The organism is Chloracidobacterium sp. D, from assembly GCF_018304685.1.
Lineage (GTDB): Bacteria > Acidobacteriota > Blastocatellia > Chloracidobacteriales > Chloracidobacteriaceae > Chloracidobacterium > Chloracidobacterium thermophilum.
Genome location: NZ_CP072635.1, coordinates 762,819 through 778,246, shown reverse-complemented (window position 1 = coordinate 778,246; position 15,428 = coordinate 762,819). Strand labels below are relative to the sequence as shown.

Genomic DNA, 15,428 nt, shown 5'->3' with positions numbered 1-15,428 from the left:
GATGCCGGGCTGCATCCCCGGCCATACCTGCAAGCGGGTGGCGCACGACCGAAGTTGCGCTATAAAATCAGACTCTACAACATTTTACGTTTTTACCTGAGTTACCTCCCCGTGTCTCCAGCGTCGGCGATGACCTCTTCCGTGCCGGTTGGCGATGGTTTGGTAAGGTAACGTCTGTGTGGCATCAAAGTTGCCTCTACCTGTCCGGGCAAAACCGGCAGCCAAAACAAGCCGGGTGGTTTTCTGCGCAGCAGAGAGGAGAAAGCAGTATGACGAACTGGATGAGTCGTCTGGTGTACGCCGTCGTCCTGGTGTTCGGGTTGGTGACGGCAGGTTATGCCCAACTCGACACCGGGACGATCACCGGGACGGTATCCGATGAATCCAAGGCTGTGGTTGGCAATGCGACCGTTACCGTGCGGAACGTCCGTACCGGGCTGACCCGCACGACCCAGACGGATGGCGACGGACGTTTCCGTTTCAGCAGTCTGCCCATCGGGAGTTACGAACTGACGGTGGAAGCCACCGGACAGTCCAAGTATGTCCAGCAGGGCATTGAACTGCTGGTCAACCAGGTGGCAGTGCTGGAGATTGGGTTGAAGGTCGCGGCGACCCAGGAAGTGGTCACGGTCACGGGCGATGCCTCGATTCTGAACACCACGAACGCTGAAGTCAGCACCCGTTTTGACTCCAAGCGGCTGATGAACCTGCCATTTGCGACGAATGGCAACGTGTACAACATCCTGTTGTCCGTTCCGGGCGTCAGTCAGCTCGCTTCCGGGCAGACCGGGTTTGCCAACGGCATCAGCTTTTCGTCCAACGGGGGGCGCGTCCGCTCCAACAACTTCATGGTGGACGGACAGGACCTCAACGACCCCAGCGTGGCCGGCGTGCAGCAGCCGCTCAACAACCCTGATCTCATTCAGGAAGTGCGTATCATCACGAGCCAGTTTGCGCCGGAGTTCGGACGCAACAGCGGTTCGGTGGTCAACATGGTCACCAAGAGTGGCTCGAACGAGTTTCACGGTTCGCTGTTCTGGTTCAACAACAACAACGCGCTCAATGCACGGAGCAACCTCGACAAGCGGGCCGGGCGGACGGAAGCCCCCTTCCGCGTCGAAAACCGCATCGGTGGCTCACTGGGCGGACCCATCTGGCGCAACAAAACCTTTTTCTTCGGAACGCTTCAGCGGTGGACCGACCGGGCGCTGGGTTCGGGCTTCACGCTGAACGGCGCGCCGACGGAAGCCGGCCGGCAGGTGTTGCAGTCGGCGGCCGGAAACCGTCCCCAGGTGGCCGCCCTGCTGCGCTTCCTCCCTCCGGCGCAGGCGCCGATTGGCCGCAGCGAGAGTTTTACCATTGGCAACCAGACCTTTACCGTGCCGCTGGGGTCGCTGACCGGTTCGGCGTCGCAGAAGTTTGACAACTGGCAGTGGTCCACCCGGATTGACCACCAGTTCGATGAGCGCAACCGGATTTCGGGCAGTTTTCTGTTCAACGACCAGCTTTCATCAGGTTTTGGACAGGTGACACCGCCGGGTTTGACCACCCGCGTCAAGCAGCGCCAGCAGGCGCTCAATCTCACCTGGACGCACATTTTTTCGCCGCGCTGGGTCAATGAGTTTCGCGCGGCGTACAACCGCTTCAACTCTGTCACCAATGCCAGCGACCCATCTTCCCAGGAAATTCCCTCCATTGAGATCAACTCGCTGGGGATGCTTGGCTTCAATGCCGCGCCCAGCCGGACGGCTATCGGTCTGGCGGTCAACCTGCCGCAGGCGCGCACCAACAACACCTACCAGTTTCAGGATGTAATGACCTACACGGTGGGTAATCACACGATGAAGTTCGGTGTGGAAGTGACCAACCGGGACGTGCGGAGCTTCTTCTTCCCGACGATTCGCGGACGGTTGCAGTACACCACGCTCCAGAACTTCGTCAACGACGTGGCCCAGATTGCCCAGATCAACCTGCCGCTGCGCGGCGGACAGGCCATTCAGTACTATGACTTCACGGATGTTTTCGCCTTCTGGCAGGATGAGTGGCGCATCCGGCCCAACTTCACCATCACTTACGGGTTGCGCTACGAGACGCCGGGCAATCCTATGGAAAACCTCTACCGCCTCAATGATCGCATTGTGGCGGCCAACGGCAACGATCCGAACTTCCGTCTCCAGGAGCGTCCCGGACGCGACACCAACAACTTCCAGCCGCGTTTTGGCTTCAACTGGAATCCACGCACACAAGCTGATGGCATCTGGGGCGCAATCACCGGGGGCGATAAACTGGTGGTACGGGGCGGCTACGCCCGGACCTTTGATGCTTCCTTCCTCAACATCGCGCTCAACGTCGGCACGGCGTCACCGTTTGCCGCAACGGTAACGTTGCCTTCCAATGGGGCTTTTGCCGCGCTGCGCGCCGTACAGCCTTTTAGCGGCAATCCCCGCCTGCTGGCGGCGACGATTGTTGCGCCGGATTTTCGCTCGCCTTTCTCTGAGCAGTTCAGCCTTGAAGTGCAGCGTGAGTTGACGCGCGACGTTGTGATGCGTGTCGCGTATGTTGGGACGAAAGGCACGGCGCTGTTCCAGACAATTGACGGGAACCCAAACCGTCCCCGGACGACTCCACCGACATCAACCGACCCGAATGTCCGCCTTGACCCGACTCGTGGCCCGGTGCGCCTGCGGGCCAATGCGGCCTCTTCGATTTACCACTCGCTCCAGATCAGCGTGGACAAGCGACTGAGCCGTGATTTCAGCGCCGGTGTGCACTACACCTGGAGCAAGTTCATTGACGAGGCTTCGGAGATATTCAACCCCTCGACGGGTGAAATTGCGCTCCCACAGGATTCGTTCAACCGCCGGGCTGACCGTGCCGTGTCAAGCTACGACCGGACGCACCGCCTGACGGGCAACTTCGTCTATGAACTGCCGTTCTTCCGTGAACAGCAGGGGGCTGTCGGACGCTTGCTTGGTGGATGGCAGACCTCCGGGTTTATCACCTTCCAGAGCGGCGCGCCGTTTACGGTGCTCAACGGTTCAGACCCACTTCAGTCGCTGGCTGGCATCAATGCGCTGGTAGGCGATCCGATCCGTCCGAACCTCAACACAACCCGCAATCTCAGCCGCATGACGGTGGCTGAAATCCTGCGGGCCGGGGGCGCGAGCCTGTTTGCACCCCTGCGTCCGGGGCAGCGCGTTGGTGACGCCGGGCGCAACATCCTGCGCGCGGACGGGATTGGCAACGTTGATCTGAGCCTCGCCAAGAACACGCGCATTGTGGAGGGGCATACCATCCAGTTCCGCGTGGACTTCTTCAACATGACCAACACGCGCAACTTTGGGATTCCGAACGCCATCCGCACGTCGGCAGCCTTCCTCAACCAGTGGGGCACCGACGGCGGCAACCGGCGCATCGTGTTTGCTCTGCGTTATTCCTTCTGAGTCGTCCTCTGGTTGGTGACGACGCCCCGTGCAGCCACACATGCTGCACGGGGTCTTTTTTTGGCGAGTATTTGCTCAGTGCTGCTTGACAAGCTGCCTTCCACTGGTCATGGCCTGCCTGCATGACGCCAGACACGATTCACCCTATGTCCTATCGGCTCGTCGCCGGTTCGCCAATGCTGACCGTTGTGATCTTTCTGGCGGCGCTGGTGGCGTTGGTGATTGGCTGGAAAACCTTCTGGTTTCTGACGGATGACGCCTACATTGCCTTCCGCTATGTCAGCAACTACCGGCTTGGTTACGGGCTGGTGTGGAACCCGCCGCCCTTTCGGCCGGTCGAGGGCTACACGAGCTTTCTGTGGGTGATGTTGCTCGCGTGGGTCTGGAAGGTCACCGGCTTTGATCCGCCGACGTCCGCCAACTACCTTGCGCTGGCCTGTGCGGCGCTGACGCTGGTGCTGACCGGCGTGGCCGTGCTGCGGCTCCCGCTACGGCCTTCCCTGGCTGCCGGACGCCACGCCCTGCTGGTGGCGGTGTTCATCGGCCTGCTGAGCAACCGGACGTTCCTTGCCTGGACGAGTTCGGGTCTTGAAACAGCCCTGTTCAACGCGCTGTTGCTGGCCTGGATGCTGGCCTGGTGGTGGCTGCCGCGTGGTACACCCGCGCGTCTGGCCGGGGTGGCCACCCTGGCGTCTTTGGTCTATCTGACCCGTCCCGATGGGCTGCTTTTTGCCCTGGCTTCAGTGGCCCTGTTTGCCGCCGATGCCTGGTGTCGGGAGGTCCGGTGGCGCGCCGCGGACTGGCTCGCCGTCACGCCCCTGCTACTCATTCCGGTGCATCTGCTCTGGCGGAAGGCCTTTTACGGTGAGTGGCTGCCCAATACCCACTATGCCAAGTCAGACCCGCGCTGGCTCTGGGTGATGAGCGGTCTGCGGTATGCGCTTTCCTTCATCATCGAGTACGCCCTGTGGTTCTGGATCGCGCTGGCGCTGGCGACGGTCTGGGTGGGGATACGCCGTCGCCAGTTCATCATGGGCTGGCTGCGGGAGCATCCGGCGCATCTGGAAAGCGCCCTGGGCTGGAGCATCATGGGATTCAGCATCGGGGTGCAGGTGGCCTACTACACGCTGGTCATCGGCGGTGACCACTTCGAGTTTCGCGTCTATAGCCACCTGCTGCCGCTCATCTTTCTGAGCACCCTCTGGATGCTGAATGTGCTTCAGTTCCGGTTTGGCTCGGTCGTCATCTTTCTGGCGCTCTTTCTGGCCGCCTCCCTCGTCATTCCGTGGACGCACTGGCTGGCGGCGAGAGACAAACGCACCCGCGAGGAAACCAGTTACCTGAAGGTTTCCGTCGCCGACGCTCTGGCGCAGCGTTTTCCAGCCCTGCCGGACATCGTTCTGGCGTATGTCCGGCTGTATGACCGCTTGCAGTTCTGGCTCATTGACCATGCTGCATGTATGCGCCACCAGGAACACAAGGGCTTTCACCTGTTTCTGATGCAGGTGCTGCCGCCGCGCGCGGTTGGGGAAAAGGTGCGGGATGATGCCTATCCGGTCGTGACCCAGACTTCCGTTGGTGTCATGGCGTGGGTGTTACCCTACGTCAACGTCATAGACGAGCATGGGCTGAACGATTACGTCATCGCCCGCAACCGGCAGGCGACGGGGAACCTCATGGCACACTTCCGCAGCCCGCCGCCCGGATACCTGGAATGCTTCCGCCCGAACGTGGCGATTCGGAACGGTCACGTCACCATTCTCCCACGGGACGTTCCGCTCACCGCCGATGACATCCGGCGCTGCGAGGAGAGTTTCAGACCCTGACGCGAGGCTTTTCACTCGCCACGCAATGCCACCCGCAGCGCCTTCTGGGCCGGAGTTGGGTTGGGCAGGGGGCCGACGGCCACATCGAGCGTGGTGATAACCTCCGGGGTCAGAGTGACGGTCAGGGGGCGTTTTTCCCGGAGGACCGTCAGCTTGACCGCTTTCTGCGGCTGAAGGGTGGACAGCACCGCCGCAAAATCGGCTTCACTGCGGACAGGTTTGCCGGCCACGGTGCGCAGCAGGTCACCTTCTTCAAGGTCAGATTCCCCGGCCGGCGAATCGGGATCAATCTCGACGATTTCCAGTCCGGCCGGCGTGGCTTCCAACTCGAAGCCGAAATCGAGTTCCGTCATGGGTTCGGCCAGCATGGCCATGCCCATGTGGTTCAGGGCCGTCTCCAGCGGCAGCTCGTCCGTTCCTTCCACGTAGCGCCGGAACCAGCTTTCCAGGTCTGTCCCAGCCAACTTGCTGGCCGTGGCTATGATGTCCTCGTGCCGGTAGCCCTGGCTTTCGGGCGGAAAATCCCGCATAAGCTGCCGCATGAGGTCGTCGAGACCGCGTGCATTTGACGTACGGGTGCGGATTTCAATGTCGAGCAGCAGCCCGACGATAAAACCCTTGCGGTAGTAATCGAGCGGGATGTCCTCGAAGCTGCTCGTGCCGGTCAACCACGTGCCGATGGACGCTTCGGCCAGGCTGACCTGCCGGGCGGCCGGGTTGTTGGCCAGATAGGTTAGCGCGCTGCGGATGGCTTCATCGAAATCGGCCGCGGAAATCAGTCCGGCCCGCCGCAGCCCGCGCCAGGCATAGTATTCCGTGACACCCTCGGCAAACCACAACTGCGGCGTGTACAGCTCGCGGTCAAGTGTGTAGTCGGCAAACTCCCGTGGCCTGAGACGTTTGACGTTCCACGCATGGAAGAACTCATGCGCCGTCACTACCAGCCAGTTCTTCGTCTGGGGCTGGTCGAGCAGGTCTTCCGGCGCGTAGTTGATAAGGGTTCCGTTGGCGTGTTCGAGGCCTTCCAGCCGCTCGTCGTCTTCGTCGGCGAAGGGCAGGTACTGGAACATGTACTGCTCGAAGGGCAGGCCGCCCATCAGGTCGGCGTAGGTTTCAATGATGGTTGTCACAGCCTTCTGCAACCCGGCTGGGTCTTTGGGCGGGCGCGTCGTGACAATGGCAATGGGTTTGTTCCGTACCGAAATGTCCAGGCGCGTCAACCTGCCAACCGCAATTGGGGCGTCAATGAGTGCGTCATAGCTTTCAGCCGTGTAACTCTGGTCAGCGCGGCGGGGTAGCGGCAGAGCCGCCTGCCAGCCCTGGGGAAGGTGGAAGGTAAGCGTTGCGGGCCAGTGTCGTCCATCCGGGACGTAGAGCAACGTTGCCGCGCCGGCAAGCTGCCCGTAATCCGGGCCAAGCCAGTTGGAATCCACGCTCTGGCGGTCGCACAGCAGTCCATACCGCAGGATGACCGTGGACTGTCCGGCACATCGGACGCGCCAGGTCTGTTTGTCCCGTCGCCGCAGCAGCAGCGGTTGCCCATCAGGGCCCTGGGCCGTCAACTCGAAGAGATGTTTGGCGTGGTTGAGAATTTCGTAGGAACCCGGCGTCCAGGCCGGAAGGGCGACATCCAGGGTTTCGCGCCCGTCAAGGTTGTGAATCGTCATTTCGACGCGCGCTTCATCGTCGCCGGGAACGCTGATGGTGATGCGGTATGCCACTGTCGGCTGCGCTACGGCCAGCAGTGGCGTCCAGCCGAGCAGAAAAAACCAGAGCAGAAGCTGCGACGGAAAGCCCGCCGGTCGAAAAAGTAATGACCGGATACGAAACGTGCGAACAGAAAAAAGCATCATCGGCAAACCTGATGTGAACAGAATGACCGGCGCGACGGATGCCTGATGGCACTGGGATTGTCAAGCTGCCAACCGCCCACGGTCGTTAGTGGACGTTGCCCAAGCGGCTGTGAAAAACTGCATTGCCCCAGCCTTGCCGGGGTCACGGTACCGTGCTGCAAGAACGTTCTCTCTGAGGGAATGCATGCTCACCGAACGCGCCATCGAGAAGTACATCCTTGAAAAAGAGCCTTACTACCTGCCGGTCGGCAATGAGATCGAACTGTTTACGGCTGCCTATCAGGCCAAGCTGCCCGTCATGCTGAAGGGCCCGACCGGGTGCGGCAAAACCCGGTTTGTCGAGCACATGGCCTGGCGGTTCAAACGTCCGCTGGTGACGGTGGCCTGTCACGAAGACCTGTCGGCAACCGATCTGGTGGGCCGCTACCTGCTGGAGGGGGAAGAAACTGTCTGGCACGACGGCCCCCTGACCCTGGCCGTCAAACACGGTGCCATGTGCTACCTGGATGAAGTCGTCGAAGCCCGCAAGGACACACTGGTGCTCATTCACCCGCTCACCGATGACCGGCGCATCCTTCCGGTTGAAAAGCGCCGTGTCATTCTTGAAGCCCCGGACGAGTTCCAGTTCGTCATTTCCTACAATCCGGGCTACCAGAGTGTGCTCAAGGACCTGAAGCAATCCACCCGGCAGCGTTTCGTCGCCATCGAGTTTGACTACCCGCCGTTTGACATTGAAGTGGCGATTGTGGCGCACGAGGGGCAGGTGGATGAATCCACGGCGCGCGATCTGGTGACGATTGGGCAGAAAGTGCGCAACCTGCGCGGGCATGGCCTTGAAGAAGGCGTGTCCACACGCCTGCTCGTCTATGCCGCACAACTCATCCGGGGCGGTATTTCGCCCGTCAGTGCCTGCACCGTAGCCATCGTCAACCCCATTACGGATGACCGCGACCTTCAGCGGAGCATCCAGGAAATCGTCACCACCGTCATTTAGCCCTTGTTCCTGCACCATAAGGTAAGCCGGCTGACATGACGCGCTGCGTTCTTGCGACGCTGTGCGTTATGTTGCGTCAGCGGAATGCACTCAAAAGGTTTTGCATTTTTCCCCGGAAAGTGTAAGTTTACTCACCCTGTCGGGTCCCAGCCTTCAAACTTTCCCCCACGCTTACGATCAAGGAGTTTCGCGTATGAGTGCACAGGCTACCGCGACGTACGAAGTTGCGCCTGAAGTCAAATCCTTTGTCGAGAAAACGCATCACCTGCTGATTGACGGTCAGTGGGTTGAGGCCAAACGCGGTCAAGTGTTCAAAGTCTATAACCCGGCGAACGGAGAAGTGATTGCCCATGTCGCCGAAGGCAATGCCGAGGACATTGATCTGGCCGTCAAAGCAGCGCGGCGCGCCTTTGAGGAAGGCCCGTGGCGCAAAATGACGCCCTCCGAGCGGGGGCGGCTCATCTGGAAGCTGGCCGACCTGGTTGAACAGCACCTGGAAGAATTTGCCCAACTCGAAACGCTTGACAATGGAAAGCCGCTGACGGTGTCGCGGGCAGCGGATGTGCCGCTGGCCGTGGATTTGTTCCGCTACATGGCCGGTTGGGCCACCAAGATCGAAGGCGAGACGATTCCGCTCTCTGTGCCGGGCGGCAACTATCTGGCCTACACGCTGCGGGAGCCGGTGGGGGTTGTCGGGCAGATCATTCCGTGGAACTTCCCGCTGCTGATGGCGGCCTGGAAACTTGGCCCGGCGCTGGCGGCGGGCTGTACAGTGGTGCTCAAGCCGGCCGAGGAAACGCCGCTTTCAGCGCTGCGGCTGGGTGAACTCATCCTGGAAGCCGGCTTCCCGCCGGGCGTGGTCAACATTGTGCCGGGGTACGGCGAAACGGCTGGGGCGGCGCTAGCCGCGCATCCCGACGTGGACAAGGTGGCTTTTACGGGTTCGACAGAGGTCGGCAAGCTCATCGTGCAGGCGGCAGCCGGCAACCTCAAGAAGGTCACGCTCGAACTCGGCGGCAAGTCACCCAACATCGTCTTCAAGGATGCCGACCTGTCGGTTGCCATTGAAGGCGCAGCCAACGCCATCTTCTTCAACCACGGTCAGTGCTGTGTGGCCGGTTCGCGGCTTTTCGTCGAGGAAGACATCTTTGACGATGTCGTGTCCGGCGTCAGTGAAATTGCCAAGCGGATTCGCGTCGGCGAGGGCTTCGATCCGGCAACCCAGATGGGGCCGCTTGTGTCCGAGACGCAGCTCCGGCGGGTGACGGGCTATCTCGAATCCGGTGAAAAGGATGGCGCCAAAGCCGTCGCCGGCGGACATCGCATCGGCGACAAGGGGTACTTCGTCGCGCCTACCGTGCTCACCGACGTGCGGGACGATATGAAGGTCGTGCAGGAAGAAATCTTCGGTCCCGTTGTGGCGGCGATGAAGTTTTCGGACATTCGGGAAGTCAGTGCCCGCGCCAACAACACGGTCTATGGGCTTGGGGCCGGCATCTGGACGCGCGACATCAGCAAGGCCCACGCTCTGGCGGCCGAAATCAAGGCCGGCACGGTGTGGATCAACTGCTACAACGTTTTTGATGCTGCGCTGCCCTTCGGCGGTTACAAGCAGTCGGGTTGGGGGCGTGAAATGGGCCACGCTGTGCTCAACGCCTACACCGAAACGAAATCCGTCTGCATCAAGCTCTGACCAGCGGCGGTCATCGGTTGGCAGATGACTGACGGGGCAGGTGGGCTTACCGCCTGCCCCAATCTCCAGAGGCTGTTCCTTTCCTGTTCGTGAAAGTCACGGGTTATGTTTGAAACCACATTGCTTGCTGGGAAAAACATTCTCATCACCGGCGGCGGCACGGGGCTGGGGCGCGTCATGGCGCTGCGTTTTGCCGAACTGGGGGCCCGGGTTGCCGTGCTGGGAAGACGGCCTGAACCGCTGGCCGAAGTCGTGCAACAGATTGAAGCCCAAGGTCGAGAAGCTATGGCAGTTTGCGCTGATGTTCGGGATGCTGCCCGTGTCAGTAGCGCTGTGGATGAGATCGTTGCACGCTTTGGCACGCTCGATGTGCTGGTCAACAATGCCGCCGGGAACTTTCTGGCGCTGACCGAGACCTTGTCGCCCAATGCCTTCAACGCCGTGGTGGGGATTGTGCTCAACGGCACGTTTCACTGCACGTCGGCGGTAGGGAAGCACATGATTGCCCAGGGGAAGGGAGGCTGCATTCTCAACATCGTGGCCACCTACGCCTGGACCGGTGCGGCTTACGTTGTGCCCTCGGTGTGCGCCAAGGCCGGTGTCCTGGCAATGACGCGCTCACTGGCAGTGGAATGGGGGCGCTATCGGATTCGGCTCAATGCCATTGCACCGGGGCCATTTCCGACCGAGGGGGCCTGGTCGCGGTTGATGCTGCCGGGGATGGAAGAGGAAGGGAAACGCCGCAACCCAACGGGTCGCTTCGGCGAGCCGCCCGAACTGGCCAACCTGGCAGCCTATCTCATCAGCGATGCCGCCAGCTACATCAACGGGGAATGTGTCACCATAGACGGCGGCGAATGGCTGATGGGGCAGTCGTTCAATACCCTGACGATGCTGCCACGCGACCAATTCCAGGCGCTGGCCGAGGCGCTTCGCCCCAGGAAATCTGATGCTTCTCCCGCCGGATGACGACTGGCTGAATCCGTCGCCCTCTGGCCGAACCCTGACCTCAGCCGGGAATACACTTGACGGCGATTCGTCCCGTGAAATCAATCCGGTTGAGCAGCAGGTGGAAGCCATGTTCTGCCAGGTACTCATCTATGGCCTTTCTGTGGCCTTGCCAGTACCCGTAGTCATCAACAATCAGGACACCGCCTGTGGACAGCCTGGGAAACAGGTGGGTCAGTTCGTGTCTGGTGGACTCGTACCAGTCGGTGTCGAGTCTCAGCAGCGAAATCCGGTCTGGCGCTGAACCGGGAAGTGTCTCTTCGACTTTGCCCTTGATGAATTTGACCCGGTTCATGTCGTAGCCGGTGCTGGCCATGTTCTGGCGAACCTCTTCGAGTGGGGCATAGCACCAGGAAGAGCTGTCTTCACCTCTTTTCGTGGCCTCAAACTCGACCAAGGCGGGTTGACCGGTATAGTCCACGTCGGTGGCATCCGGTTTCGTCATGCCCTCATACGTGTCGAAGAGATAGAGGTTCGTCTTGTCCTGGCCGAGACGCCGGAGCGTATGTGCAACGGCCATCATGCTGCCCCCCCGCCAGACGCCACACTCGACAATATCGCCGGGGATATTGGCCTGGACGATGTATCTGACCGCCTGAATCAGCGCAAAGATGCGCTCGATGCTGGTCATGGTGTAAGGCTGGACGGCCTGGATGATGTCAATCGCTTCGGGGTCAAAATCCGGTGGGAAAACAGGTTTGACTTCGGCCGGACCGGCGGCCTTGGGAGGGGCGCTTCGGTAGCGCACGATGTCAAAACCTGTTCGTCGGATAAGCTGGCGGACGATGCGTTTCATCCTGGATGTTTCTCCTGAAGTGGTAGGTCTGCCGGATGACATGACTATGGGTGAACAGCCCGGCTGGCTGCGTCTGCCGGTTGAAACCGGTCGGCAGCCGGGTCGGCAAAGAGCCATCTGACGGCTGAAGCCCAGTCCTGCCCGTCCCGGTTCTGCCCGTCCCAGTCCTGCCCGTCAACGTCAGTGCCATCGGTACGCAGGACCAGAAAGACCGTCCGCGTGCCATGCAGACGGACGGCGGTATGGGCACCCAGGGGAAAAATGGACTCGGTCAGCGTTGCCTGCCGGCATTGACCGTCAAGCCAGACGACAGCCGGGTGGACGTACAACAGCGGTTCGCGGGCCGGATGCCAGTTGATCTGAAAGGCAAGCTGGGGAAAGTCCGGTTCGGTCACGAGGATGTCGCATTCCGAGGTTGTGCCGACCGAAAGCCAAAGTCGGCTGTCCTCGAAGATGACGGTGGTACGCGACAGGAACTGCCCGGCAACGAACAAGAGGACGGTCAGCCGGCGTGGCTGGCAGGGCAAGGTTGGTGACATTTTTCTGAAGACCCACTTTGCTGCAAGGCGCAAAGGCTGTGCCTTTGGTTGTGTTTTTATAGTCGGTTGGGCTATGTAGGCCAAACGCAACTTTCATAACCAAGGGAGACTCAGGCATGGCCTACGAAACCATCCTCGTGGAGACGCAGAACGCCATTGCGCGGGTGACGCTCAACCGTCCGGACACACTCAACGCCATGAACCAGACTATGATCGGTGAGCTGACCGAGGTGTTTACCGGGCTTGCCGGGCAGTCCGATGTCCGGGCCGTAGTGGTCACGGGCGCCGGCCGGGCCTTTTCATCGGGTGGCGACATCCGTGGCATGCTGGCGGCAGCCCCGGAAACGGCTGCAGAAGCTGTCACCGCCATGATTGAGCGCGTCAACGGCATGGTGCTGGCTTTGTACAACCTGCCACAGCCGGTGATTGCCGCCATTAACGGCCCGGCGCATGGGTTGGGCATGAGCCTGACGCTGGCCGCCGACTACCGGATTGCCGCCATGAGCGCCAGCTTTTCCCAGGCGTTCATCAGGATTGGACTTGTTCCCGACGGTGGGGGGACGTTTCTCCTGCCGCGCATTGTCGGTTGGGCCTGCGCCACGGATTTGATGTTGACCGGGCGGACGGTTCCGGCCGGAGAGGCCAAAACCATCGGTCTGGTACATCAGACGGTCGCTGATGCTGAGTTTGCCAACACGGTTCAGTTATGCGCCCAACAGTTTGCTGCTGCTCCGACCCAGGCCATCGCCCGGACAAAAGCCCTCCTGCGTAGCAGCAAGAATGCTGACTTTGCCACGCAGTTGAACCATGAACGCGACCACCAGGCGGCCTGCGCGACAACACACGATTTCCGGGAAGGCGTCACCGCGTTTATCGAAAAACGACCGCCGGTGTTTACCGGGCGCTGAAGCCTGGAACGCATGTGAACATGGCTGCCACGCCGCTGCGAAACGGCAATCCGACCGTGACGCTCCATGAGCGTGCTGAAGCGAACCTGCGCTTCATCCGTGACACCATGGAGCGGGCTACGCTGTTTACGGCTGTGCCCGGCTGGGGCATGGTGGCCGTCGGGTTGACGGCTGGTGTGGCCGTAGTTCTGGCGGCGCTTCAACCGACGCTCTGGCGCTGGCTGCTGGTGTGGATTGGGGAAGCCATTCTGGCGCTGACCATTGGCGCAACGACGATGTGGCGCAAGGCGCGTCGGCAGGATCACTCGCTGGCTTCGGCGGCGGCGCGCCGCTTTTTCTTTGCTTTTGTCCCGCCACTGGTGGTGGGCAGCCTGCTCTCAGTGGTGCTGGTCAGGCACGGCGCGTATGACCTGCTGCCCGGCACGTGGCTGCTGCTCTATGGCACCGGCGTCACGGCAGCCGGGGCTTTTTCTGTCCGTGTCGTGCCGTTGCTGGGCCTGGCGTTTTTGCTTCTGGGAAGCGTCACGCTGTTTCTCCCGTTGCCCCTGACGCACTGGGCGATGGCCTTTGGGTTTGGTGCACTCCACGTCGGCTTCGGACTTGTCATTGCGCGAAAGTATGGCGGCTAAACGGAAAGCCAACAAACCAGAACCTCTGCCCGCCCCGCCAAAAGCCGTCGTCTCGGCGGCCAAGGTGGTTTGCGAGGGCGTGGACAAGCTCATTCACGAACCCCTGCGGCTGGGTATCCTGTGCGCGCTGGCCGGAGTCGAATACCTGTCCTTTACGGAGCTGCGGCGACTGCTCTCCACGACGGACGGCAATCTGAGCGTCCACCTGCGGCGGCTGGAAGAAGCTGGCTATCTGCACTGTGAAAAGGGCTTTCGGGGACGGATGCCCCACACGAGGTATCGGCTGACGGCCACTGGCCGCGCGGCGCTGGAAGACTACGTCAGCCACATGGAAGCCATCCTGCGGCATGCCCACCGGGTCGTTCGGCCCAGATAAACGGTCTCCACTTACCTCTCCAGACAGCAGGCGCGCAGCCGTGGCGCAGTTTCTTCGGGAATGGTGTCGTTGATGAAGGCCCCGGCACCACTTTCACTCCCGGCCAGATACTTGAGCTTGGCGGCCGTCCGGTGCGGCGGCAGAAACTCGATGTAAAAGCGGACGTAGGGATAGTCCTGCCCGTCGGTCGGCCGCTGGTGGAGCGCCATGATGTACGGCAGGGAAAACCCAAAGAGCCGGTCATAGCCAACGAGCAGGGCCTTGAGGATTTCTGCCAGAAGCTGACGTTCGCGCGCATTGAAGTCCACAATGGCTGTGACCTGCCGTTTGGGCACAACCAGCGTTTCATACGGATAGCGCGCAAAAAAGGGAACAAACACGACGAACGCTTCATTTTCGCAGACGATGCGCCGCCCATCGTCCTGCTCTGCCACCAGGATGTCGCCCAGCAGGTCGCGCCCGGTGCGCGCCCAGTGCTGCCGGGACTGCGCCAGTTGGCGGGCAACACGCGGCGGGATGAACGGATAGGCGTAAATCTGCCCGTGCGGATGGTGGAGCGTGACGCCGATGGCTTCGCCCTTGTTTTCAAAGATATAGACGTAAGCCACCTCTTCCCGCGCGCCGAGTTCGGCAAAGCGGTCACACCAGACGAGAATGAGCCGCCGGATGCGCTCGACGCTTTCTTCGGCCAGCGTCGTCGTGTGGCGGTCGGTATAGACCACAACCTCGCAGACGCCCTGCGCCGGCCGTACCGGATAGAGCGCGCTGCCTTCAACGGCTGGCAGTGGTGGTACAGCCTGCAGGCTCGGAAAGCGGTTCTCGAAAACCACGATGTCGAAGGCCGGAGCCGGAATTTCGGTTTCAAAAGCGCCCGGTTGGGTCGGGCACAGCGGACAGTAGTTTGCCGGCGGCAGAAACGTGCGCTCCTGCCGGTGCGTGGCGGTAATGGTCCACTCACCCAGCAGAGGGTTCCAGCGAAGCTCCGACATTGGGTGTCATTTCGTCTGGCCGCCGCGCGGCATCCGCCGTTTCGGTCGGCTGCGCAAAGGTATAGAAGATGAGCCGCCGGCCATCAGGCTTGATGATGACCTGCCGCGTCATAGTGGGTTCCGGTGGTATGGTGGAAGTCTCGGTCATCGTCCCTTGAGCAGTGCCGGCGCAAGCATCGCGCCGCCAAAGATGGTCATCACCAGTCCCCACCAGAGGTTGATGTTGATGCCCAGCGATTTGTCGTAGAAGCCGGGGACGCCATTGGTCATCCAGCCGTAGAGGACGAGTGTCAGACCCATCAGCACGAACATGACTCCAATGGGCAGGCGCACGTCGAGTCCGATACCGCCGCTCATACACAAGGCTCCTTCCG

14 protein-coding genes are annotated in these 15,428 nt (G+C 61.1%); 8 read left to right on the top strand and 6 right to left on the bottom strand.

All coding sequences use genetic code 11. The features are described 5' to 3' along the window. Positions 1–269: 269 nt before the first annotated feature. Positions 270–3,443, top strand: coding sequence for a TonB-dependent receptor (locus J8C01_RS14400; RefSeq protein WP_211432881.1), 3,174 nt, complete (start codon positions 270–272; stop codon positions 3,441–3,443). Positions 3,444–3,589: 146 nt separating this feature from the next. After that, a complete protein-coding gene (locus J8C01_RS14395) occupies positions 3,590–5,269 on the top strand; it encodes a hypothetical protein (RefSeq protein WP_211432880.1) in 1,680 nt (559 codons plus the stop codon). Between the two features lie 11 nt (positions 5,270–5,280). On the opposite strand, the gene J8C01_RS14390 is transcribed toward J8C01_RS14395, so the two are convergent. Next, a complete protein-coding gene (locus tag J8C01_RS14390) occupies positions 5,281–7,122 on the bottom strand; it encodes a M61 family metallopeptidase (protein WP_211432879.1) in 1,842 nt (613 codons plus the stop codon). Between the two features lie 184 nt (positions 7,123–7,306). Here J8C01_RS14390 and J8C01_RS14385 point away from each other — a divergent pair, with 184 nt between their 5' ends. The 3 genes from J8C01_RS14385 to J8C01_RS14375 all read left to right on the top strand — a co-directional run bounded on the left by J8C01_RS14385 (position 7,307) and on the right by J8C01_RS14375 (position 10,778). Next, positions 7,307–8,116 (top strand): CbbQ/NirQ/NorQ/GpvN family protein, encoded by an 810-nt coding sequence (locus J8C01_RS14385; protein ID WP_211432878.1) that lies wholly within the window; start codon positions 7,307–7,309, stop codon positions 8,114–8,116. Positions 8,117–8,309: 193 nt separating this feature from the next. Next, a complete protein-coding gene (locus J8C01_RS14380) occupies positions 8,310–9,809 on the top strand; it encodes an aldehyde dehydrogenase family protein (protein ID WP_211432877.1) in 1,500 nt (499 codons plus the stop codon). Between the two features lie 105 nt (positions 9,810–9,914). Continuing rightward, positions 9,915–10,778 carry an SDR family oxidoreductase gene (locus J8C01_RS14375; protein ID WP_014100843.1) on the top strand — a complete coding sequence of 288 codons (864 nt, stop codon included), beginning with the start codon at positions 9,915–9,917 and terminating at the stop codon, positions 10,776–10,778. Positions 10,779–10,818: 40 nt separating this feature from the next. Here the strand turns inward: J8C01_RS14375 and J8C01_RS14370 are convergent, their stop codons facing one another. Both J8C01_RS14370 and J8C01_RS14365 read right to left on the bottom strand, forming a co-directional pair. Beyond that, positions 10,819–11,613: a TylF/MycF/NovP-related O-methyltransferase gene (locus J8C01_RS14370; protein WP_211432876.1), complete on the bottom strand. Its 795-nt coding sequence runs from the start codon at positions 11,611–11,613 to the stop codon at positions 10,819–10,821. A gap of 44 nt (positions 11,614–11,657) precedes the next feature. Further along, positions 11,658–12,152, bottom strand: coding sequence for a hypothetical protein (locus J8C01_RS14365; protein WP_211423574.1), 495 nt, complete (start codon positions 12,150–12,152; stop codon positions 11,658–11,660). Positions 12,153–12,268: 116 nt separating this feature from the next. Between J8C01_RS14365 and J8C01_RS14360 the strand changes: the two genes are divergently transcribed. Genes J8C01_RS14360 through J8C01_RS14350 form a run of 3 tightly spaced genes read left to right on the top strand, consistent with a single transcriptional unit; the run spans position 12,269 to position 14,065 of the window. Then, positions 12,269–13,060: an enoyl-CoA hydratase/isomerase family protein gene (locus tag J8C01_RS14360; protein WP_211432875.1), complete on the top strand. Its 792-nt coding sequence runs from the start codon at positions 12,269–12,271 to the stop codon at positions 13,058–13,060. A 20-nt stretch (positions 13,061–13,080) separates the two neighbouring features. Then, positions 13,081–13,689, top strand: coding sequence for a hypothetical protein (locus J8C01_RS14355; RefSeq protein WP_211432874.1), 609 nt, complete (start codon positions 13,081–13,083; stop codon positions 13,687–13,689). Next, positions 13,679–14,065, top strand: a complete 387-nt coding sequence (locus J8C01_RS14350) for a winged helix-turn-helix domain-containing protein (RefSeq protein ID WP_014100847.1) — start codon at positions 13,679–13,681, stop codon at positions 14,063–14,065. Before J8C01_RS14355 ends, J8C01_RS14350 begins: the two co-directional genes overlap by 11 nt. An 11-nt stretch (positions 14,066–14,076) precedes the next feature. Here J8C01_RS14350 and galT read toward each other — a convergent pair whose 3' ends face one another. From galT to J8C01_RS14335, 3 genes are read right to left on the bottom strand one after another with little or no spacing between them, the layout of a single operon-like run. Beyond that, complete coding sequence (galT, locus tag J8C01_RS14345; protein ID WP_211432873.1) at positions 14,077–15,054, bottom strand: galactose-1-phosphate uridylyltransferase; 978 nt, start codon at positions 15,052–15,054, stop codon at positions 14,077–14,079. Then, positions 15,020–15,202, bottom strand: a complete 183-nt coding sequence (locus tag J8C01_RS14340) for a hypothetical protein (RefSeq protein WP_014100849.1) — start codon at positions 15,200–15,202, stop codon at positions 15,020–15,022. The genes galT and J8C01_RS14340 overlap by 35 nt, the downstream gene beginning before the upstream one ends. Then, on the bottom strand, positions 15,199–15,411 hold the full coding sequence (locus J8C01_RS14335) for a hypothetical protein (protein ID WP_014100850.1): 213 nt from the start codon (positions 15,409–15,411) through the stop codon (positions 15,199–15,201). Before J8C01_RS14335 ends, J8C01_RS14340 begins: the two co-directional genes overlap by 4 nt. Between the last annotated feature and the right edge of the window lie 17 nt (positions 15,412–15,428).